The sequence below is a fragment of the Cupriavidus campinensis genome, assembly GCF_905397395.1.
GTDB classification, from domain to species: Bacteria; Pseudomonadota; Gammaproteobacteria; order Burkholderiales; family Burkholderiaceae; genus Cupriavidus; species Cupriavidus campinensis.
In genome coordinates this window covers 122,911-143,652 of record NZ_CAJPVH010000002.1, presented here as the reverse complement: position 1 = coordinate 143,652, position 20,742 = coordinate 122,911, and the positions used below count along the sequence as shown (strand labels likewise).

The 20,742-nt window shown below is 65.5% G+C and carries 18 protein-coding genes; 11 read left to right on the top strand and 7 right to left on the bottom strand.

What is annotated here, in order from left to right:
* The first annotated feature begins 54 nt into the window (after positions 1 to 54).
* Together KHO18_RS02190 and KHO18_RS02185 are read left to right on the top strand one after the other, a co-directional pair.
* Positions 55 to 945 carry a LysR family transcriptional regulator gene (locus tag KHO18_RS02190; protein WP_144197560.1) on the top strand — a complete coding sequence of 297 codons (891 nt, stop codon included), beginning with the start codon at positions 55 to 57 and terminating at the stop codon, positions 943 to 945.
* 123 nt (positions 946 to 1,068) lie between these two features.
* A complete protein-coding gene (locus KHO18_RS02185; RefSeq protein ID WP_322791026.1) occupies positions 1,069 to 1,848 on the top strand; it encodes a helix-turn-helix transcriptional regulator in 780 nt (259 codons plus the stop codon).
* A gap of 19 nt (positions 1,849 to 1,867) precedes the next feature.
* Here the strand turns inward: KHO18_RS02185 and KHO18_RS02180 are convergent, their stop codons facing one another.
* From KHO18_RS02180 to KHO18_RS02170, 3 genes are read right to left on the bottom strand one after another with little or no spacing between them, the layout of a single operon-like run.
* Positions 1,868 to 2,353, bottom strand: coding sequence for a RidA family protein (locus KHO18_RS02180; protein WP_144197559.1), 486 nt, complete (start codon positions 2,351 to 2,353; stop codon positions 1,868 to 1,870).
* Complete coding sequence (locus KHO18_RS02175; RefSeq protein ID WP_144197558.1) at positions 2,350 to 3,216, bottom strand: PhzF family phenazine biosynthesis protein; 867 nt, start codon at positions 3,214 to 3,216, stop codon at positions 2,350 to 2,352. Before KHO18_RS02175 ends, KHO18_RS02180 begins: the two co-directional genes overlap by 4 nt.
* Entirely contained in the window at positions 3,209 to 4,192 is a 984-nt protein-coding gene (locus tag KHO18_RS02170; protein ID WP_144197557.1) for a Bug family tripartite tricarboxylate transporter substrate binding protein, read from the bottom strand. Before KHO18_RS02170 ends, KHO18_RS02175 begins: the two co-directional genes overlap by 8 nt.
* A gap of 256 nt (positions 4,193 to 4,448) precedes the next feature.
* On the opposite strand from KHO18_RS02170, the gene KHO18_RS02165 reads away from it, so the two are divergent.
* Positions 4,449 to 5,291 carry an arylamine N-acetyltransferase family protein gene (locus KHO18_RS02165; protein ID WP_144197556.1) on the top strand — a complete coding sequence of 281 codons (843 nt, stop codon included), beginning with the start codon at positions 4,449 to 4,451 and terminating at the stop codon, positions 5,289 to 5,291.
* Position 5,292: 1 nt separating this feature from the next.
* Here KHO18_RS02165 and KHO18_RS02160 read toward each other — a convergent pair whose 3' ends face one another.
* Together KHO18_RS02160 and KHO18_RS02155 are read right to left on the bottom strand one after the other, a co-directional pair.
* Positions 5,293 to 5,991, bottom strand: a complete 699-nt coding sequence (locus KHO18_RS02160) for a response regulator transcription factor (protein WP_144197555.1) — start codon at positions 5,989 to 5,991, stop codon at positions 5,293 to 5,295.
* On the bottom strand, positions 5,975 to 9,367 hold the full coding sequence (locus KHO18_RS02155) for a hybrid sensor histidine kinase/response regulator (protein ID WP_211942711.1): 3,393 nt from the start codon (positions 9,365 to 9,367) through the stop codon (positions 5,975 to 5,977). Before KHO18_RS02155 ends, KHO18_RS02160 begins: the two co-directional genes overlap by 17 nt.
* Before the next feature lie 167 nt (positions 9,368 to 9,534).
* On the opposite strand from KHO18_RS02155, the gene urtA reads away from it, so the two are divergent.
* From urtA to KHO18_RS02120, 7 genes are read left to right on the top strand one after another with little or no spacing between them, the layout of a single operon-like run.
* Entirely contained in the window at positions 9,535 to 10,815 is a 1,281-nt protein-coding gene (gene urtA, locus KHO18_RS02150) for an urea ABC transporter substrate-binding protein (protein ID WP_144197553.1), read from the top strand.
* Between the two features lie 37 nt (positions 10,816 to 10,852).
* Positions 10,853 to 11,767, top strand: a complete 915-nt coding sequence (gene urtB / locus KHO18_RS02145; protein ID WP_211942710.1) for an urea ABC transporter permease subunit UrtB — start codon at positions 10,853 to 10,855, stop codon at positions 11,765 to 11,767.
* Between the two features lie 23 nt (positions 11,768 to 11,790).
* On the top strand, positions 11,791 to 12,927 hold the full coding sequence (gene urtC / locus KHO18_RS02140; protein WP_211942709.1) for an urea ABC transporter permease subunit UrtC: 1,137 nt from the start codon (positions 11,791 to 11,793) through the stop codon (positions 12,925 to 12,927).
* Positions 12,928 to 12,939: 12 nt separating this feature from the next.
* The gene (gene urtD, locus KHO18_RS02135; protein ID WP_144197551.1) at positions 12,940 to 13,683 is read left to right on the top strand and encodes an urea ABC transporter ATP-binding protein UrtD; all 744 of its coding nucleotides are present in this window, start codon (positions 12,940 to 12,942) and stop codon (positions 13,681 to 13,683) included.
* A gap of 42 nt (positions 13,684 to 13,725) precedes the next feature.
* The gene (urtE, locus tag KHO18_RS02130) at positions 13,726 to 14,415 is read left to right on the top strand and encodes an urea ABC transporter ATP-binding subunit UrtE (RefSeq protein WP_144197550.1); all 690 of its coding nucleotides are present in this window, start codon (positions 13,726 to 13,728) and stop codon (positions 14,413 to 14,415) included.
* 52 nt (positions 14,416 to 14,467) lie between these two features.
* A complete protein-coding gene (fmdA, locus tag KHO18_RS02125) occupies positions 14,468 to 15,700 on the top strand; it encodes a formamidase (RefSeq protein ID WP_144197549.1) in 1,233 nt (410 codons plus the stop codon).
* Positions 15,701 to 15,737: 37 nt separating this feature from the next.
* Positions 15,738 to 16,052, top strand: a complete 315-nt coding sequence (locus KHO18_RS02120) for a zinc ribbon domain-containing protein (RefSeq protein WP_144197548.1) — start codon at positions 15,738 to 15,740, stop codon at positions 16,050 to 16,052.
* A 77-nt stretch (positions 16,053 to 16,129) separates the two neighbouring features.
* Here KHO18_RS02120 and KHO18_RS02115 read toward each other — a convergent pair whose 3' ends face one another.
* Positions 16,130 to 18,919: an autotransporter family protein gene (locus KHO18_RS02115; protein ID WP_186296820.1), complete on the bottom strand. Its 2,790-nt coding sequence runs from the start codon at positions 18,917 to 18,919 to the stop codon at positions 16,130 to 16,132.
* 339 nt (positions 18,920 to 19,258) lie between these two features.
* On the opposite strand from KHO18_RS02115, the gene KHO18_RS02110 reads away from it, so the two are divergent.
* Positions 19,259 to 19,795, top strand: coding sequence for a dihydrofolate reductase family protein (locus KHO18_RS02110; RefSeq protein WP_144197546.1), 537 nt, complete (start codon positions 19,259 to 19,261; stop codon positions 19,793 to 19,795).
* A 43-nt stretch (positions 19,796 to 19,838) separates the two neighbouring features.
* Here KHO18_RS02110 and KHO18_RS02105 read toward each other — a convergent pair whose 3' ends face one another.
* Positions 19,839 to 20,645: a sterol desaturase family protein gene (locus tag KHO18_RS02105; RefSeq protein ID WP_144197545.1), complete on the bottom strand. Its 807-nt coding sequence runs from the start codon at positions 20,643 to 20,645 to the stop codon at positions 19,839 to 19,841.
* Positions 20,646 to 20,742: the final 97 nt, after the last annotated feature.

Here is a 20,742-nt window from a genome sequence, read left to right as displayed (position 1 = left end):
CCCATCACTACAATCTGGTGAGTGGCATAAAGTCATAACCATCAGGAATGCCATATGGAGACGCGGGACCTGGATTACGTGCTGGCAGTGGGCACGCACGGTGGCATCGGGCGGGCTGCGGAGGCGCTGGGGATGACGCAGCCCGCGGTGACCAAGGCGATCCAGCGCGTGGAAGCCCAACTTGGCGTGTCGCTGTTCGAGCGCACGGCGCTGGGCATGCGCGTGACGCCAGCCGGGGCGGTGTTCCTGGAACGGGCGCGCCGCATCCGGCTGGAATACGAGGATGCGGTAAAGGAGATGCGCGGCATCCAGACCGGGGAACTGGGCCTGCTACGGCTGGGCTATTCGCCGTCGATGCCAACCGGGCTGGTGCTCGGCGCGTGCCGGCAGTTGATCCGGGAGCGCCCGGTGGCGCGGCTGCGGCTGACGATGCGTGTGGCGCGCGAACTGATGGACCTGGTCGAGACCGGCGAACTGGACCTGGCCCTTGCGCCGCTGCCGCGCCAGCCCCATCCGGCGCTACAGATGCGGGAACTGTTTACCGACCGCCTCGCCGTGGTCGCCGATGAGGCCCACCCGCTGCAGCGGCGGCGCAACCTCACGCTGGCCGATCTGGTCGGCCAGCAATGGATGCTGCCCAGTGCCCACGTCCTGATTCGCCAACAACTCGAGGCCGCGTTCGCCGAACTCGGCCTCCCGCCGCCCATCCTGCGCGTGGAGACGGACTTCGGCAGCGCCACCCTGTTCGACCTCGTGCGCGGCACCGAGATGCTGTGCATGGCCGCCGCCAACGGCAACAGCCGGATTGCCGGGCTGCATCCGATTGCACTGCGCGCCGATGCCCTCGACCTGGGCCGCCGCGTCGGCGTACTGTCGCGGGCGGGCGCCTACCTGTCACCGCTGGCGAACCGGATGATCGATCTGCTCGCAGCGAAGTCCGATTGAGGAACTTCGGCGCCATATGGCCGCTTTGAGCCCGCCAGCGACAAGAGGCATAGGGGTAGAACCAGACCTTCGCCCCATCTACCTGACAGCGTATGATCGACGGCATTCCTCAATGGTTGCCAAATGCCGGCGATGACCCACGATCCTCACCTGTCTCCCAAGCTGCATCTGACCGCGCAGCACGGATTTGCGCTGCATGACAGCCGCCAGCCCGCTTTTCACCGGGGATGGCATACCCACGACTGCGGCATGCTGCTCTGGCCGCGTATGGGCAGGCTCAAGACGGTCTGGAACGATGTGTCCGGCGTGCCGGACTCGCCGCATGCTGCGTCGCTGGTGCGCGGTACCGCCTTACTGCTGCCGGCATCGACCTCGCATCTGACGGCATCCGAGCCCGGGCGCCAACAGCATGGGGAGCTCTACCTGCCGCCCGACCGCCTGCCCGCCGGTCGCCGGTTTGGCGCCATGCATCTGGACGCCGCGACCATCCCCATGCTCGAGGCACTGCTGGCGCCGGGCATCTCGGTGACGAGTGCTGCATGGCTGGTGCGCGCCATCGTGGAGCAACTCTTGGCCGGCCGGCCGCTGGCGATGCCCGAAGAACCATCATCCGTGGCACTGCGCATGGTGCGGCGCTTCCATCAGGCGCTTGAACGCGACCTGCCCTTGCCGTCGATCGATGCCGTGGCCAACGAGCTGGGCGTCTCGATCCGGCATTTGCAGCGCGCTTGCCAGATCGAGTTCGGCGTGACGCCGGTGGCGGTCCGGCGTCGCATCCTGGCCACCCATGCACGCGCCCTGATCGCGCAAGGCCAATCCGTCGCCCGCGTCAGCCTGGATCTCGGCTTTTCTTCCAGCGGACATCTGCATCGCCTGCTGCGCGAAGCTGCCGATCCAGCCTAGGCGCAGCGGGCCGGCGGCGTCAGTCCGTCATCACGACGGCGTCGATCTCGATCTCCGTCCACGCACCATCTGGCAGGCTCGTCACGCCAAGCGCGCTGCGCGCTGGCAGAGCCTGATCGGGGAATGCCGTACGCAGCACGGCCGAGGCCGCATCGAGCACGGCCGGATGATGGGTGAAGTCCGGCGCCGCGCGAATGAAACCGCGCAGGCGGACGATCTGGATCACGCGTGACAACTCGCCGTCGGCAGCCACGCGCAGCGCCGCCAGCGCGTTCAGCATCGAGACTTCGGCGGCGCGGCGGGCGGGCTCCACATCGGCTTCGCTCTGGCATTGGCCTGCCATGGCAACGCCTTGCTGCCGGCATACCTGCCCGGCGATCGACACCCAACGCGACGGACCCACCTCTACCGCGCGATACGGCGCATAGCTGCCGCGTGGACTGGACACCTCGGGCACCGTGAATCCTGCGGCAGCAAGCCGCGCTTCGGGAGAATGGGCCGTCATGCGTCGCTCCATGCTACGCCGCCGCTGAGCCAGCATCCGTCAGGCGCGCCGGAATCGGCATGGCGCGGTGCCACGAGGATTTCCGAGGGACTGCCCATGGCGTCGCCCTGCCAGACCGCGATGGACGACACCGTTCGGCCATCATCCCCCAGTTTGCCGGCCTGGTTCAGATAGCCCCACAGCGCAGCCGCAGCGATGCCGGTGGCGGCGTCTTCGGGATAGCCAGACGACTTCGGAAACTGCCGCGCATGGACCACGGGCTCGCCGTCCGCCTTAGGCGCCCCGAACGCATAGGGATAGAGGCCGGTCGAGTCGATCGACGCGCATAGCGCCTCCATGGTCGGGAAATCGGGCTGCAAGCCGTCTAGCACTGCCACGGATGGCAAGTGGATGAGCGTCTTCACGCGGCTGGTGGCGGCATTGATGGCCGCATAGCTGCCAGCAGGCAGGCCAAGCTGCATGGCCACGCGGCCCGATGCCCCGGCGCCCAGCATCTCGGTACGCACTGCCGGCTGCGAAATCCAGACGCGCTGCGAGGCGTCGTCCCAATACGCCAGCACGATGCCGCTCAGCGTTTCGATGCGCGCCGTCGGCGTGGTCCAGCGCCCCCACTGGCGCAGCGCCCACAGGGTGCCCACCGTGGCATGGCCACACATCTCCATCTCGTGCTGTGGCACAAAGAAGCGAAAGCGCCAGTCGCAGCCGATCTCACTCGGCAATACGAATGCCGACTCGTGCCCATAGGTTGCGGCAACGTCTTGCATTGCCGGCGCGCTCATGCCGCGCGCGTCGGCCACCAGCGGTACCGGATTGCCGCCTCGCCCATCGCGCACGAAAACCCGGATCAGCTTGACTTCACTCACCTGTGGCTCCCACGGATTTGGCAATCTTGCCCCAGTAGGGGATGTCTCGCTGGACTGCGGTCTGCAGCGCGGACGGTGTACCGGGGCGCGCCGTCACACCTTTGCCGGCGAGATCATCGGCGACCGCCTTGTCAGCGAGCACCTTGTTCAGGGCCGCATTGAAGCGATCGACGATCGCGGCGGGCGTTCCCTTTGGAAAGGCGATGCCGTACCACAGTTGCTGTTCGAAGCCTGGCACGCCCTGGCTGGCGAACGTCGGCACATCTGGCAACAGCGGCGTGGCGGCAGTCACGGCGACGGCGGCAATCTTCCCGGCCCTGATGTATGGCGCCAACCCCACTGGGTTGTCGAACATGATCTGCACCTGCCCGCCAATCAGATCCGTGTAGGCCGGCGCCGCACCGCGATACGGAACATGAATCATCGGCACCCCGATGAACTTCTGGAACTGTTCGCCCATCAGGTGCGACACGGTGCCAACGCCTACCGAAGCGAAGCTGTGCTGCGACTTGTCCGCTTTCAACCGGGTAACCAGCGCGCGGGTATCGGCCACGCGCAGGGTGTTGTTGACGGCCAGCACGTAGGGCGACGTGCCGATGAAGCCGGCATAGGCGAAGTCCTGCGCCGGGTTGTAGGTCAGCTTCGGATACAGCGCCACGCTTACCGCGTGCGTGCTCGTCGTGACCACGCCAGCCGTGTAGCCATCGGCAACGGCCCGCGCCACGTAGCCCGACCCGAGCGTGCCGCCGGCCCCGCTGCGATTGTCGATCACCACCGGCTGCCCGAGTTCGCGCTGCAACAGCGGCTGGATCGAACGAACCACGAGGTCGGTACCGCCGCCGGCCGGAAATGGCACCACCATGGTGATGGGCTTCGCCGGCCAGGTTTCCGCATGGGCGGCGACGGAGCACGCCGCAACAGCGACCGCCAGCATGGCGCAGCGGGCCCCGCGCGTTGAAATGGTCAGGATGGACACGTGCACTCCCCTTATTGAGATGCACAGAGTCTAGGAACGCGTCGATCCAGCCTCAAACCGGAATGCGACATCCGGCGATCCGAAATGCGCATCCAGCAAATCCGGCGGCGGCCCCGTTGACGAACTGTCTGGTTCCGCACCGACGCCCCCGGATCGTTGGCAAGAATAGCCGGGGACCGCTTTTGGACGTTATGCACGTTCATGCACTTTTTGGGATGGATCGAACAACAGCTTTCCATCAAGAGGAGACCGAAGGATGCCAACCGTGCCTGCCAGCGAAAACGATATGACCCTGACGGCCAGCCAGCTGGATGCCTATCTCGCAAGGATCAAGATCGACCGCCCGGAAGCGCCCGACCTTCCCGGCCTGTCGAGACTCCATCGCGCGCACCTCATGACCTTCACCTTCGAGGCGTTGGATGCCTTCATGGGATGGCCGTCCTCGATCACCCCCGCGTCGGCCTTCGCCAAGATGGTGGGGGGCAGACGTGGCGGCTGGTGCTACGAGATGAACGGTCTCTTCGGCGCCGCCCTCGATGCGCTCGGCTTCCGCGTCACCCGTCTGTGCGGCGGCGTGAATCGCGCAATACTGGGGGACATTGCCATCGGCAATCACCTGACCCTGCGTGTCGATCTCGACGCCCCCTATCTCGCCGAGGTCGGCGTGGCCGATGCCATCGTCGAACCCGTGCCGCTGGAAATCGGTCCGATCAGCCAGCGCGGCTTCGACTTTTCGATTGCGCCGACGCAGGACGGCTGGCTGCGCTTCAACAATCATGTGCATGGCATCGCGCACAGCTTCGACTTCCGTGTCGATTACAGCGACGAGGCTGCCATGGCCGCCACGCATGCCTGGCTGATGCAGGACCCCGGGTCACCGTTCACAAACGCGCTGGCGGTCCTGCGCCATACCGCGAGCGGCTATATCGCCCTGCACAATGACCGCTTGCGCACCGTGACGTCCGGCAGCGTCAGCGAACAACACATCACCAGCGCGGACCATCTCGCCGACACGTTTGAAACCGTGTTCGACCTCGACATTCCGCAGGCCGGGCAGGTCTGGGACAAGATCCAGGCGGCTAGCCGCCCTCGCGTATAACTCAGTCGGCCGACACCGGGGCATTCCACCTGCCGCGTGCGGCGCTGGCCGCCACGGCGGCTGTGCGCGTCTCTACGCCAAGTTTCTCGAAGATGTGCTCCAGATGCTTGTTGACCGTGCGCGGGCTCATGCCGAGGATGTCGGCGATATCGCGGTTGGTCTTGCCACGGGCCACCCACGACATGACTTCGGCCTCGCGCCGCGTGAGCGCCGCCGTGGACGCCGCCGTGGACGCCAGTACGTCGGCGCTGCTGCCTTCCACTTCGCCATGGCCGCGCAGGATGGCCTCGCGCAGCGCGCGCGCCTGCCGCGCCTTGCCGACGTGCGAGCGCACGCGGGCCACCACCTCGGCGATGGCCACGGGCTTGGTCACGTAGTCGCACGCACCCACCTCGAAGCCCCGTACGATGTGCACCGTATCGCCCAGGCCGGTCATGAAGATGACCGGGAGGTCGGCATGGCGATCCATCAACGCCGCACAGGTGGAAAAGCCGTCCATCCCGGGCATGTCCACGTCCAGCAGCACCGCATCCGGGGAAAATTGTGCCAGCGCGCCGAGCGCAGCCTTGCCGCTTGCCGCGGTGTGTACCAGCATGGCTTCGCCGCCCAGCGCGCGGGTCAGGAAGCTGCGCGCGTCGGCGTTGTCGTCCACCACAAGCACACGTGTTTCGGATGCCGCGAATTCAGGTTCGGGATGCATGGAGCGCCTCGCCAAGTCGATCATTCAATGCGGCACCATCGGTGCGCGCCAGCGTCAGCATCTCCCGCGCCCACGCGCCGATGGCGCCGCCGCTGGCGGCAAGTTCCGCCAGTTGCGCCTCCAGGGCGCGTAGCCGGCCGGTGGCACCCAGTTGCAGCATCTCCCGCAACAGCTCGGCATGGGGCGGCGCCTCGGGCTCGGGGGATTGGGGGGGCTCGGCAGATTCTGCGGATTCTGCTGATTCTGCTGGCTCGGCGGGCAGCGTCAGCGCATGCCGCACCATGTCGATCAGTTCCGACTCGCGCACCGGCTTGCTGACGAAGCCGAGGTAGCCGTGCAGCAGCCGGGCCTCCTCGGTGTTCTCGTGGGCGTTGGCGGAGACGATGACCACCTGCGGCGCGTCCGCCAGCGCGCGGATCTCGCGGCACAGGTCCCAGCCCGATGCATCCGGCAGGTTCAGGTCCAGCAGCACCAGCTGCGGATGCCACGCCCGCACTTGCGGGAGCACCGCGGCACCCTCCCCGACTTCCTGCACCGCCAGCCCCAGCGGCGACAGGAAGCCACGCAGCACCGCCCGGTGCGATTGCCGGTCATCGACGATCAACACCCGCGCATGCGCCGGCAGCGGCGCCTCACGGACCCTCCGTGGCCGCGCCACCGGCACCGACAGCGCGGGAAGATAGAGCCGCACCGAGAACTCGCTGCCCATGCCCGGCGCACTGCGCACCCTGACCTCTCCCCCCATCAGGTCCACGAGCAGCCGCACGATGGCAAGGCCCAGTCCGATGCCCTCGCGGTCGTCATGCGCCGTGGCGCGCTCGAACGGATCGAAGATGCGTACCTGGTCTTCCGGTGCGATGCCGGGCCCCGTGTCACTGACCGTGATGGTCGCCAGTTCGCGCTGATGGCGTACCGCCAGCGTGACCGCACCGTGCTCCGTGAACTTGATGGCATTGCTGACCAGGTTGATGACAATTTGCCGCAACCGCTTGGAATCGCCATGCACATGGGGCGGCAAGGCACCGGAGACGCGATAGTGAAACGTCAGCCCACGCGCCGCCGCCAGCGGGCGGAACATGCGTACCAGGTCGTCCAGCACGCTCTCCAGCGCCACGGCGTCATGCTCGAGCCGCAGTTTGCCGGCCTCGATCCGTGACAGCTCCAGCAGGCCATCCACCAGGCTGGACAGGTGTTCGCCAGCGCGGCCAATGGTCTGCACATCCTCCCTGCATGCAGCCGGCAACGCCGGCGCCCGCAGCAGCAGCTGCGAGTATCCGAGGATGGAGTTGAGCCCCGCGCGCATCTCATGGCTCATGCCGGTGATGAACCGGCTCTTGGCGGCATTGGCCTGCTCGGCCACCTCCTTGGCATGCTGAAGCGCCGCATCGGTACGACGGTGCGCGTCGATCTCCTTCTGCAGCAGCCCGTTCTGGCGTTCCGATTCCTCCTGGGCGACGGTCCGGCTCTCGTTGGCCAGCACCAGCCACCAGGAAGCCACTGCGGCAAACAGCACCAGCCCCGCCCCGATCTTGAGGAACAGGTCGGTGCGGGGCGCGGCGCCCTGCACCAGAGCGCCCGCCAGCTGCTCCTGCGTATAGAGCAGCCACAGCAACGTGCCGAACGCGAACACCATGCCGGCCAGCACCAGGCTGAACTGGCCGATGCGGCGTGCCATCACCAGCGGCGTGCCGGCGGGCAGTACGCGCGTGAGCGCGAAGGCGATCTGCTCTTGCGCGCTGGCCCCCGGCTTGCACCGGTCGCCGCAGCGCGCATCGAGCGTGCAGCACAATGAGCAGATCGGGCCGCGATAGGCCGGGCACGCGGCCACGTCCTCCTGCTCGAACGCGTTTCGGCAGATCGCGCAGCGGATGACCGCGTGCCGCGCGCCGAAGTCGACTGGTGCCCGCGCAATGAAATAGCGGCTCTGCGTGAGGTAGGCAATCGCCGGCGGCAACAGGACCGCCAGCGCGAGACCCACCCCTACCGAGGCGGGACGCAGCGTGTCGCCGAACACGCCGAGATGCACCAGCATCGACAGCGCCGAGGCCAGCACCATGCCACCGAAGCCGGCCGGATTGATGTCGAACAGGTAGGCGCGGCGGAATTCGATATCGCGCGGCGAGAGCCGAAGTGGCTTGCTGATGACGAGGTCGCCAAAGATGGCACCGACCCACGCCACGGCCAGGTGGGCATAGAGCGCCAGCACTTGCTCCAAGGCCTCGAACACGCCCATCGCCATCAGCATCACCGCGATCAGCACGTTGAAGGCGAGCCATACCACGCGGCCCGGATGGCTGTGCGTGAGTCTGGCGAACACGTTCGACCACGCCAGCGAGCCCGCGTAGGCATTGGTAATGTTGATCTTGGTCTGCGAGACCAGCACCAGCAGTCCCGTCAGGAGCACGGCCACCCAGCCGGGCCACCCGCTGCCGAGCCCGAGTGCGAAGCCCGCCAGGTACATCTGCGTGGGCTCCAGCGCGTGGGCGATCGGCAATTCCGCCTGCAGCACGACGAACGCGAGAAACGCCCCGCCAGCCATCTTGGCGGCACCAAGGATGATCCAGCCCGGCCCGGCCGCAATCAGCGCACTCCACCATCGCACGCGGTTGTCACGCGTGAGCGGCGGCATGAAGCGCAGGAAGTCCACCTGTTCGCCGATCTGGGCAATCAGCGCGGCGGCCACCGTGGCGGCGGCGCCGAATGCCTGCCATGAGAAGCCATCGCCATCGGCCAGGCGGCCGTTGAGTGAGAGGAACTCGGTATAGCGCTGCGGCTCGCGCCACAGGATCAGCGCATAGGGCAGGATCAGCAGCACCAGCCACAGCGGCTGGGTCCAGAGCTGAATGCGCGACAGCAGCGTCACGCCGTGGGTGACCAGCGGAATGACCACGATGGCGGACAGCAGGTAGCCGATGGACCGTGGCAGACCGAACAGCAGCTCGAATGCCTGCGCCATGATGGCCGCCTCGAGCGCGAAGAAGATAAAGGTGAAACTGGCGTAGATCAGCGAGGTGATGGTGGAGCCGAGGTAGCCGAACCCGGCGCCCCGTGCCAGCAGGTCCATGTCTACCCCATGGCGGGCGGCGTAGTAGGAGATCGGCAGGCCGGTCAGGAAGATGACAAGGCTGACCATCCCGATGGCCCACATCGCGTTGGTAAAGCCATAGCTGAGCGTGATGGCAGCCCCGATGGCTTCCAGCGCAAGGAACGCGACTGCACCAAAAGCGGTATTTCCGACCCGAAATGCGCTCCATTTCCGGAACGACCTTGGTGCAAACCGCAGCGCGTAGTCCTCCAGGGTTTCGTCGGCGACCCAGCGGTTGTAGTCGCGCCGGATCTTGCTGATGCGCTGGACGGGCTGGGGAACGCTCGACATGGAGGGGGGTGCATGGTCGCACTGGCTAAGGGTCGTGCGCTGCCGATGCAAGAGATGTGCCGTGCGCCGCGTACTGCCCGACTACGTTGAATGACGTATGGCCGGGCACCCCACGCCCACAGCATGATCGCTCCGCAACATTCCTCTTCCCCAACGGAGCGTCGATCATGCGTGACAACGATAGCGATAACGAACAAAACGGGTCCCCGCCGTCCCTGCCCCGCCGCCGGCTCATGCAGGGCCTTGCCGCCCTGCCCGCGCTGCCACTTGCCGGCATGGCCACGCAGGCGCGCGGCGCCAATCTGCCCACCGGCACGGTGAACACCACCCGGCTCGCCGTCACCGATACCGAGGTCACCGTCGGCCAGCTGCATTCCGCCACCGGCACCATGGCGATCTCGGAAACCGGGTCGATCCAGGCCGAACAGCTCGCCATCGACCAGATCAACGCCGCCGGCGGCATCCTTGGCCGCAAGATCAAGGTGATCAAGGAAGACGGCGCCTCGGACTGGCCCACCTTCGCCGAAAAGTCCCGCAAGCTGCTGGTCAACGACCGTGTGGCAGCGGTGTTCGGCTGCTGGACTTCCGCCTCGCGCAAGGCGGTGCTGCCCGTCTTCGAGAAGGAGAATGGCCTGCTCTACTACCCGACGTTCTACGAGGGCCTCGAGCAGTCCAAGAACGTGATCTATACCGGACAGGAGGCGACCCAGCAGATCATCTGGGGCCTGGACTGGGCCGCCAAGCAGAAGAATGCCAAGAGCTTCTTCCTGATTGGGTCCGACTACATCTGGCCGCGGACTTCCAACAAGATCGCGCGCAAGCACATTGAAAACTTCCTCAAGCTCAAGGTCGTGGGCGAGGAGTACTACCCGCTGGGCCACACCAATTTCAACTCGCTGATCAACAAGATCAAGGTGGCCAAGCCCGACTGCATCTACGCGATCGTGGTGGGCGGCTCGAACGTTGCCTTCTACAAGCAGCTCAAGGCGGCCGGGATTACCGCAGACAAGCAGTTCCTGCTGACCATCTCGGTCACCGAGGACGAAGTGCTCGGCATCGGCGGCGAGAACATCGCCGGCTTCTACGCGGCCATGAAGTACTTCCAGTCCCTGGACAACCCCAACAACAAGCAGTTCGTCGATGCCTTCAAGAGCAAGTTCGGCAGCAAGGCCGTGATTGGCGATGTCACACAGGCCGCCTACCTGGGCCCCTGGCTGTGGAAGGCCGCGGTGGAGAAGGCCGGCAGCTTCGATATCGACAAGGTCGTCGCGGCATCGCCGGGCATCGAGTTGAAGTCGGCCCCGGAGGGCTATGTCAAGGTGGATACGAACCATCACCTGTGGAGCAAGACGCGCGTCGGGCTGGCGCAGCTCGATGGCCAGTTCAAGGTGGTGGCCGAATCGCCGCAGCTGATTCCGCCCAATCCGTTCCCGAAGGGCTATCAGTAAGCCCGCCGCCGTCCCATCGATCCACGGAGTCAGAGTCATGAACGTGTCGGACATGCTGAATATCGGCCTGATGCAGGGCTTTGCAGGGCTGAGCCTGTTCTCGGTGCTGCTCCTGATGGCGCTCGGGCTGGCCATCATCTTCGGCCAGATGGGCGTCATCAACATGGCGCACGGCGAGTTCATGACTATCGGCGCCTATGTCATCTTCCTGGCCTCCACCATGGTGGAGCGCCTGGCGCCGGCGTGGATGCCCTACTACTTCCCCATCGCCATCTGCGCCGCGTTCGCCATCGCGTTCGGCGCGGGATGGCTGGCCGAGTGGGCGCTGATCCGGCATCTCTACAAGCGGCCCCTCGATACCCTGCTCGCCACCTGGGGGCTGTCGCTCGGCATGCAGCAGGCTTTCCGCTCCATCTTCGGCCCCAAGGAAGTCAGCCCCACCCTGCCCGACTGGCTGATGGGTTCCTGGTCACCCGCGCCCGGGCTCGACATCCCCATCAACGGCCTGTTCGTGATGGCGCTCACGCTTTGTGTAGCGGGCCTCGTCTGGCTCGCGCTGTACCGGTCGCGCTGGGGGCTGCGTGTACGCGCCACGACGCTGAACCGGCCGATGGCCAACGCGGCCGGCATCAATACCCGCCACACCGACCGCCTGACCTTCGCCATCGGCTGTGGCATCGCGGGCGTGGCGGGTGCGGCATTCACGACGATCGGCTCCACCGGCCCCACCAGCGGCGCGCTGTACATCGTCGACTCTTTCCTCGTGGTCACCTTCGGCGGGGCAGCGAGCCTCGCCGGCACCGTGGCGTCAGCCTTCGGCATCGCGCAGATGCAGTCCATCACCGAGTTCTTCATGACCGGTTCCATGGCGCGGGTGCTGACGCTGCTGCTGATCGTGACCATCCTGATGATTCGTCCGCAGGGCCTGTTCGCCCCGGCGGTACGGCGCTGACCGCCATGCCAGGAGCAAAGACCATGTCCAATTCTTCCCGACTGCAACGGCTGCGCGGCATAGGCGGCGCATGGGCCGGCTACGCGCTGCTGGCGCTCGTGCTGGTGGTAATCATGCCGCTTGCACTCGACGTGTTCCGTCTGAACCTGATCGGCAAATACCTGAGCTACGCCTTCGTGGCCGTGGGGCTGGTGATGCTGTGGGGCTACGGCGGCGTCCTGAGCCTGGGCCAGGGCGTGTTCTTCGGCCTCGGCGGCTACGTCATGGCGATGTTCCTCAAGCTGGAGGCATCGGATGTCAAAAGTACCGCCATCCAGTCCACGCCTGGCATTCCGGACTTCATGGACTGGAACCAGCTTACGGCGCTGCCATGGTGGTGGGAGCCGTTCCGCCATCTGCCGGTCGCACTGATCGGGGTGGTGGTGGTGCCGGCCCTGCTGGCATTCGTCATCAGCGTGGCGATGTTCCGGCGCCGCGTGGGCGGCGTCTACTTCGCCATCATCACGCAGGCGGTGGCGCTCATCCTGTCGGTGCTGATCATCGGGCAACAGGGCTATACCGGCGGTGTGAACGGCATCACCGACCTCAAGACCCTGCTCGGCTGGGATATCCGCACGGACAGTGCGCGGCTGATTCTTTACTTCGTAACCGTGGCGCTGTTGTTCGGGGCCATCGCGCTGTGCCGCTGGATCCAGAAGAGCAAGCTCGGCGTGCTGCTGCTGGCGATGCGCGACAAGGAAGACCGTGTGCGGTTCTCGGGCTACGACGTGTCGATGTTCAAGGTGTTCGTGTTTTGCCTGGCGGCCGCGCTGGCGGCCATCGGCGGGGCCATGTTCACGCTGCAGGTCGGGTTCATGTCGCCGTCGTTCGTCGGCATCGTGCCGTCCATCGAGATGGTGATCTTCGCTGCGGTGGGCGGGCGCATGAGCCTGGTGGGCGCGGTGTGGGGCACGCTGCTGGTGAACGCCGGCAAGACCTACTTTTCGGAGAGCTTTCCGGATCTGTGGCTGTTCCTGATGGCGGCGCTGTTCATCGGCGTGGTGGTGGCATTCCCCGACGGGCTGGCAGGGCTCTACACCAAATACGTCAGCCGTCGCCGCCGCGCCGCCGAGCCGCCCACGCCGCCCAAGCCGGAAGCCCTGCCCGCCAAGACGGCCTGACCGGGAGACACCATGAGCAATACCGACTTCATGCTGGCGGTAGAGGATTTGACCGTATCGTTCGACGGCTTCAAGGCCATCGACAACCTCACGCTATACGTAGACCGCGACGAGCTCCGCGTCATCATCGGCCCGAACGGTGCCGGCAAGACCACGCTGCTCGACCTGATCTGCGGCAAGACGCGCGCCAGCGGCGGCAGCATCAAGTTTCGCAACCGCGAGATGACTGGCCTGCCCGAATACCAGATCGTGCGCGCCGGGGTGGGGCGCAAGTTCCAGACGCCCTCGATCTACGAGAACCTCACGGTGTTTCAGAACCTGGCCGTCTCGTTCCCCCGGGGCCGCAGCGTGTTGGGCGCGCTGACGTTTCGCACCACCGAGGCGGAGCGCCAGCGCGTAGCCGAGGTGGCTGCGGAGATCGCGCTCGACGAGGTCCTGGAGCGCGAGGCGGCGCAGCTCTCGCACGGCCAGAAGCAATGGCTGGAGATTGGCATGTTGCTGATGCAGGACCCGAAACTGCTGATGCTGGACGAACCGATCGCCGGCATGAGCGTGCGCGAACGCGAACTGACCGCCGAGCTGCTCAAGCGCATCAGCAAGGGCCGCGCGGTGATCGTGATCGAGCACGACATGGACTTCGTGCAGCGCATTGCCGACAAGGTCACCGTGATGCACCAGGGCCGCATCCTGGCCGAAGGCTCGATGGCCCAGGTGCAGAACGACCCGCGCGTGATCGACGTCTACCTCGGCCACTAACGCGGCCACTAACACGGCCAACTCGCCAAAGGAGAATCCCGCATGCTTTCCGTGGACAACGTGGTGGTGAACTATGGCCAGAGCGAGGCGCTGCACGGCGTCTCTTTCTCCGCAGCGCAAGGCGAGACCGTGGCGATCATGGGCCGCAACGGCATGGGCAAGACCACGCTGTTCAAGGCGATGATCGGCATGCTGCCGGTGCGCTCGGGCCAGGTTACCGTGGATGGGCGCGACGTGGCGCACGACGAGAGCTATCGCCGCGTGCGCGCCGGCCTGGGCTATGTGCCGCAGGGCCGCATGATCTTCTCGCACCTGACGGTGGAGGAGAACATCCTCACCGGCATGGAGCAAAGCCGCATGCGGCGCATTCCAGACGAGATCTTCGCGATGTTCCCGGTGCTGTTCGACATGCGGCGCCGCAAGGGCGGCAACCTCTCCGGCGGCCAGCAACAGCAACTGGCCATCGCCCGCGCGCTGGTCAGCAACCCGAAGGTGCTGCTGCTGGATGAGCCCACCGAGGGCATTCAGCCATCGATCATCAAGGACATTGCGCGCGCGCTGAACGAGATCCGGCGCACGCGCGACATCACCATCGTGTTCTCCGAACAGGTGCTGAGCTTCGCCATGGACGTGGCCGACCGGCTGCTTGTCATCGAAGGCGGCCGCTTCGTGCACGAGACCCAGCGCCACAGCACCGATGTGGCGCACATCCGGCAACTGCTGTCGGTTTAAACGCAACCCCACATCTTCACCACATCTTCACCGCCACCAGGAGGCAAACGTCATGACGGATACCCTGATCAAGGTCGATCTGGCCGAATCGCCGTACGAGAACCCCAACGTCCACAACCGCTGGCATCCGGATATCCCGATGGCCTGCTGGGTCAAGCCCGGCGAGGACTTCATCCTGGAGACCTACGACTGGACCGGCGGTTTCATCAAGAACAACGACTCGGCCGACGATGTGCGTGACATCGACCTCTCCATCGTCCACTTCCTGACCGGCCCGGTGGGCGTGGAAGGCGCAGAGCCGGGCGACCTCCTCGTGGTGGATCTGCTCGACATTGGCGCGAAGCCTGACAGCCAGTGGGGCTTCAACGGCTTCTTCTCGAAGCAGAACGGCGGCGGCTTCCTGACCGATCATTTTCCGCAGGCGCAGAAGTCGATCTGGGATTTCCACGGCCTGTACACCTCGTCGCGGCATATTCCCGGCGTGAACTTCGCCGGACTGATCCATCCCGGGCTGATAGGCTGCCTGCCGGACCAGGCCATGCTCGAGACGTGGAACAAGCGGGAGATGGACTTCATCGCCACCCAACCGGACCGCGTGCCTCCGCTGGCGAATCCCCCCTTCGCCGCCACGGCGCACATGGGCAAGCTGCAGGGCGATGCGCGCGACCAGGCCGCCGCCACGGGCGCCCGCACGGTGCCGCCGCGCGAGCATGGCGGCAACTGCGACATCAAGGACCTGTCACGCGGCGCCAAGGTTTATTTCCCGGTGTATGTGGATGGCGCCGGACTTTCCGTGGGCGACTTGCATTTCTCGCAGGGCGATGGCGAAATCACGTTCTGCGGCGCGATCGAGATGGCGGGCTGGGTACATATGCGCGTGTCGCTGATCAAGGGCGGCATGGCCAAGTACGGCATCCGCAATCCGATCTTCAAGCCGAGCCCCATCACGCCGAACTACAACGACTACCTGATCTTCGAAGGGATTTCCGTCGACGAAGCGGGCAAGCAGCACTACCTGGACGTGCAGGTTGCCTACCGGCAGGCGTGCCTGAACGCGATCGAATACATGACCAAGTTCGGCTACTCGCGGGCGCAGGCGTATTCCATCCTGGGAACCGCCCCGGTGCAGGGGCATATCAGCGGCGTGGTGGACATTCCCAATGCCTGCGCCACGCTGTGGTTGCCCACCCAGATCTTCGACTTCGACATCCGTCCCAGCGCCAGCGGGCCAACGCGGATGATCACGGGCGACGTGGACCTGCCGCTGTCGCCGGACGTGATCTAGGCCGGCACCATGTTGCAATCCACCCAGCGGAGCGGCGATGCCTACCTATGACTACCGGTGCAAGGACTGCGGCGAGTTTGCATTGATCCGGCCAATGGCGCGGCGCGATGCGCCTGCCATGTGCCCCGGCTGCGGCATGGGCGCGGAACGGGCACTCGTGGCCGCGCCCGCGCTCGCCAGCATGGCGGCGTCGGCGCGAGCCGCGCATGCGGTCAACGAACGCAGCGCGGCTGCGCCGAAGGAATCATCGAGACATGGCCCCGGCTGCGGGTGCTGCGCAAAGCCGAAGCTTGCGGGACGGCCCGACGTAGCCCGGAGCACCAGCGGCAGGCCCTGGATGATCTCGCACTGAGCAGGCAGGGAACACAACGATGATTCGCTGTCCCGCGCCACTGGGGCGCGGGACAGCTCCGGCTCAGCGATGCCGCCTTACCAGCGGTAGCGGACGCCAAGCTTGGCGCCAATCGCATTGCTGTCGCCAAAGTCCTGCAAGCTGGTGCGCGCCAGCAGTTCGCCATAGACGCTGTAGCGATCATCATCCCAGTTCAGCGAGGCACCCACGCCAAGCCCGGCCCACAGCGCCTGCTCCTTGCTGATCAAGCTGATATCCGACACACGCGCCGACGTGCCGTGCAGGAAGTCGTAGTACAGGTTGGTGATACCGTACACGTGCGAGCGGCGGGTCTTGCCGTTGCCGGCCGTCCACTTGGTCTCGTGATCCAGCGATACGCCCAGGCGCGAAACCAGGCTGTTGCCGTTGTCACGTGACACATTGGTCCCGTACTGGTCCGTGAACGCATCGAAGCGAACCTGCGACCACGCAAGCTGGGCCTGCGGCGTGATCGACCAGTTGCCGCCCAGCGCGAGCTGGTGGCCGGCTTCCACGCTGGTGGCCACGCCGCTGCCGCGGTTGCCGTTGGCCAGCTTGGTCGACAGCGTCGACGAGCGGATATCGGTGTCGTACCAGGTCACGGTCGCGCGGGCATCGACATACGATCCATTATTGCCATACCACGTTGCCGTGCCGCCAAAGCCGTAGCCGGTGGCATCGATCGCGCCGTTGCCGAACATCGACGAGACGTTGGAATTGGCAATGCCGTAGTGGAAGGTCGGGCCCACCACCAGCGTGCCGGCCTGATTCTCGACGACCGGTGCATCCACGCCGCCCTCGAACTTCCACATGCGCACGTTGTAGCTGGCGCTGGTGGTGCTGGTGGACGGATCGATATGGGTGTTCGAGCCTTCCACGCGCGCCCACGCCCCACGGCCGATGATCGGCTTGCCCGCATCCTGCTCGGCCTGCACGGCGGCGTTGGGGGACCATGAGCGATTGCCAACGCGCTGCTGGAGCGTGCCCAGCTCGTTGAAGCGCTGCAGCACGCTGGAATAGGCCTCGTACAGCGGTACGGTCGGTGCCAGCAGCGGCGTGGCAGCCGTGGCCGAGGTGCTGCCGGCAGGCGTTTCGGCCAGCGTGGAACGCAGGTACCAGTCGCCATCGGTCGGCGTGGACACGCCGTTCTTGTAGAGCCGGTACGCGTACGGGCCGGCCACCACGGCCTGCTGGCCCTGGAACGTGTAGTCGCCGGCCAGCGTGAAGGTGGCATTCGATGCGCCCTGCACGTCGATGATCTTGATCCCGTCGACCGTGGCGGCGCCGGCTCCACCGACGTTTACCGCCCGGATCTGGCTAGTGCCCGAGGTATCGCCGGTCACCACAAGGCGCCCGGTGGCCGAAGCATCGCCGCCGAACACGGTGTTCACGCGCACGGTGCCGTCGTTGCCGAGGTAGTTGCCGGCGATGGTCAGCACGCCCGTGCCACCGGGGGTCACCGTGCCGCTGTTCGTGACATTGCCGAAGATCGTGCCGGTGCCCGACAGCGTACCGGCCGTGGCTACCGTCACCGGGCTTGTGATCGAGCCATCGATGGCCAGCGTGCCGAGGTTGATGGCGGTGGCGCCCGTATAGGTGTTTGCGCCGGTCAGCACCGTGGTGCCGGTGCCGTTCTGCGCCACCCCGCCGGCGCCCGAGACGATGCCGCCGTACGTATAGCTATCCGAGCGATTGAACGCCAGCGTGGCGCCGCTGTTGACCACGACATTGCCGGCCAGGCTGCCGCTGGTGCCGCCATTGCCGATCTGCAGCGTCCCCTGGTCCACGGTCCACGGCGCGGTGACTGTGCCGGTGCCCGTCAGCGCCCAGGTGCTGGTGCCGGTCTTCGTGAAGTTGTCGAAGTAACGGTACTGCGCGGTGTCGCCAATGGTCGAGACATCGAACACGCTGTCAGTAGTGCCGCCGAGGCGGAAGGTGTCATTGGCCACCGTGGCGTTCGCAACGACGTTGCCGACGATGTTGGAGCCGGCCTGCAGTTCGAGCACAGCCCGGCCCGTGCCGCCCGAGGCATATTCAATGGCATTCGCGTAACCGGTACCGGCGCGGATGGTGCCCGCGTTGACGACCGTCAGCGTTCCGGTGGTGCTATTGACGACGATAGCCGCCGCGCCCGCACCGGCTTCGATCAGCCCCGTGTTAGTGACGGTAGGCGTACCCGCCGCCACGCGTATGCCGACGCCACCGGCCCCGCCACCACTCAGGTCGGCGCCCCCGCGAATAATGCCCGCGTTGACCACGCCGCCCGTGACGGTCGCAGTGAGGTTCACGGCGGTGCCGGCCAGGCCACCCGAGGCATCGCCCCCTGTGATGGTGCCAGTGGCCGCGTTGACCAATCTGGCATTGGTCGAGAGCGATACGCCTGCCGTACCGTTGGCCGAGTTCGTTCCGCTGCCGCCCTTGACCGAACCGTTGTTGACGACGGATGCGTTGGGCAGTACCGAGATGGCTGCCCCGCTCTCGCTGCCCGCCACCGTCGTGTTGCCGCCGGTCACGGTGCCATTGACGATGGCCTGGCCGCCGCCGCTGATCAGCATGGCCGTGCCGCCCGCCGTGTCCGGGGCAACCGTATAGGTGCCGTTCAACGTCAGCGGTCCCGCCGCGGATGTCGCATAGTTCCCCAGCGCGCCGGTCTTCGTCAGCACAAAACCATTGGTATCGAGGGTGATAGGCTTGGTAGGCGTGCCGATTGACCAGGCGCCCCCTGGCATTGTCACGTCAGCGCTCAGGCGAATGGTGGCAGTGGCATCGCCGTCCGCATTGGCGGCCGCAATGGCCGACTGCAGCTCGGCGAGACTGGAAGCAAAATATTCGCCGGCCGACGCAGCCATCGGAAACAGCAGCGCGACAGCCAGAGTGATAGAGGACGCTTGCGGCACGCGCACGCCGCCCTGCCGGATTCCACGACAAAAATGGGTCATCATTGAACTGCCCCGTTCTAATGTATTGTTATTGACACAAAGTGATGCGGGGCAATCTTAAATCACGGCTTAAAAGTTATGTAAGCGCTACTGATAACGCGCTGTCGTGAAGGTGCGACGCCTTCAAATCCCCCGTTGCTAGCAGGGTAAAAAACGTATTAGAGGTGACGATCCAAGTGTTTCAGCGGGTGGTCGAGATGCGGACAGGTTTCCGGCGCATCGATACTTGATAAGACAGTTGAGAGATTGATGACGACAGGACACGTATTTATTGCCACCAGCCTTGATGGCTTCATCGCCCGGCCCGATGGCGATATCGGTTGGCTTCTGGAACGGGACGACCCCGCCGAAGACCATGGCTACCATGGCTTCATCGCCGACAAGGACGCGATCGTGATGGGCCGCGGCACCTATGAAAAGGTTCTCGGCATGGGGGAATGGGCTTACGACAGGCCGGTGCTGGTGCTATCCCGCCAGTTGGCCGGCACGCCGGTGCCAGAAGCGTTGCAGGGGAAGGTGCGCTTCTCGGATTGCACGCCCACGGACGTGATGGCGCAACTTGCGAGCGAAGGCGCGCGCCGCGTATATGTCGATGGCGGCCAGGTGGTCCAGTCGTTTCTGCGTGACGGATTGATCGCTGACATGGTGGTCACCACGGTGCCGGTGCTGATCGGGGCCGGCAGACCGCTGTTCGGCGCCCTGCCGCACGACGTGAGTCTGGCGCTCGAATCAAGCCGGTACTTCCCGTCCGGCCTGGTACAGTCGACCTATCGCGTATTGCGCTGATTACCAGGCGCGGGCCACCGGCTCCAATCGCACCATCATCGCGTCACGCAGCCATCGCGCGACGCTCCTCGTCGTCCAGCAGCGGGCCGTCGAGCGTCACCCGCGAATGGTCGGTGCGGAACTTCTGGATCACCGGCTTCAGTTCTTCCTTGACGTACGCTTCGCTGTAGCCGTTGAACAGGTGCCCGATCAGGCCGCGGCGCAGGTCCGAGGTGCCCATGATGTAGTCCGCGATCGGGAACGTCAGGTTCATGTTGTACTTCATCATGATGCCCATGTTGTGATGGGCGGTGTGATGGCGCCGGATGGTGTTGACGAACGGCATGTTGCGCACGAACCAGTTGTCGTGCACGTGGCAGCAGTAATGGAAGGTCTCGTAGACCAGGTACTGCGCCACCATCGTGATGAACACGAAGTAGCCGGCGTTGGCGTTGAAGATCAGGGACGCCACATAGCCCAGCCCGCCGCCGCCCACACCCAGCGTCGCCAGCACGCGCCACGGGAAGAACACGATGCGGAATTCGCGCGTGGTGTCGATAGTGGGTTCCTGGTCGGTGAAATACTGGTGATGCTGGCGCGTATGGCGCTCATAGATGGCGCGCAGCGCGAACACGTCGATCCGGCGGTGCATGATGTAGCGGTGCATGAACCATTCGACGAAGTTGCCGGCCAGGAACACCGGCAGTATCAGGGCCCATTCCCACGTGACGTTGTGCAGGCGCTGGATCGCCCAGTACAGCGCGGCGATGCCCACGCCGTAGATCACGGTGATGTGCAGCAGCCCGTTATAAAGCGGGCTGATATCGGCCTTGTATTGCTCCCTGAACTGGCGTTGGCGTTCAGTCATCATGATTGCATCTCCGGCAAAGTCCGTCGCACTAACATATTAGTTGAATATAAAAGTGCGAGGATCCAAAAAATGCCCCTGTCGCACAGGGGCCCTGTCA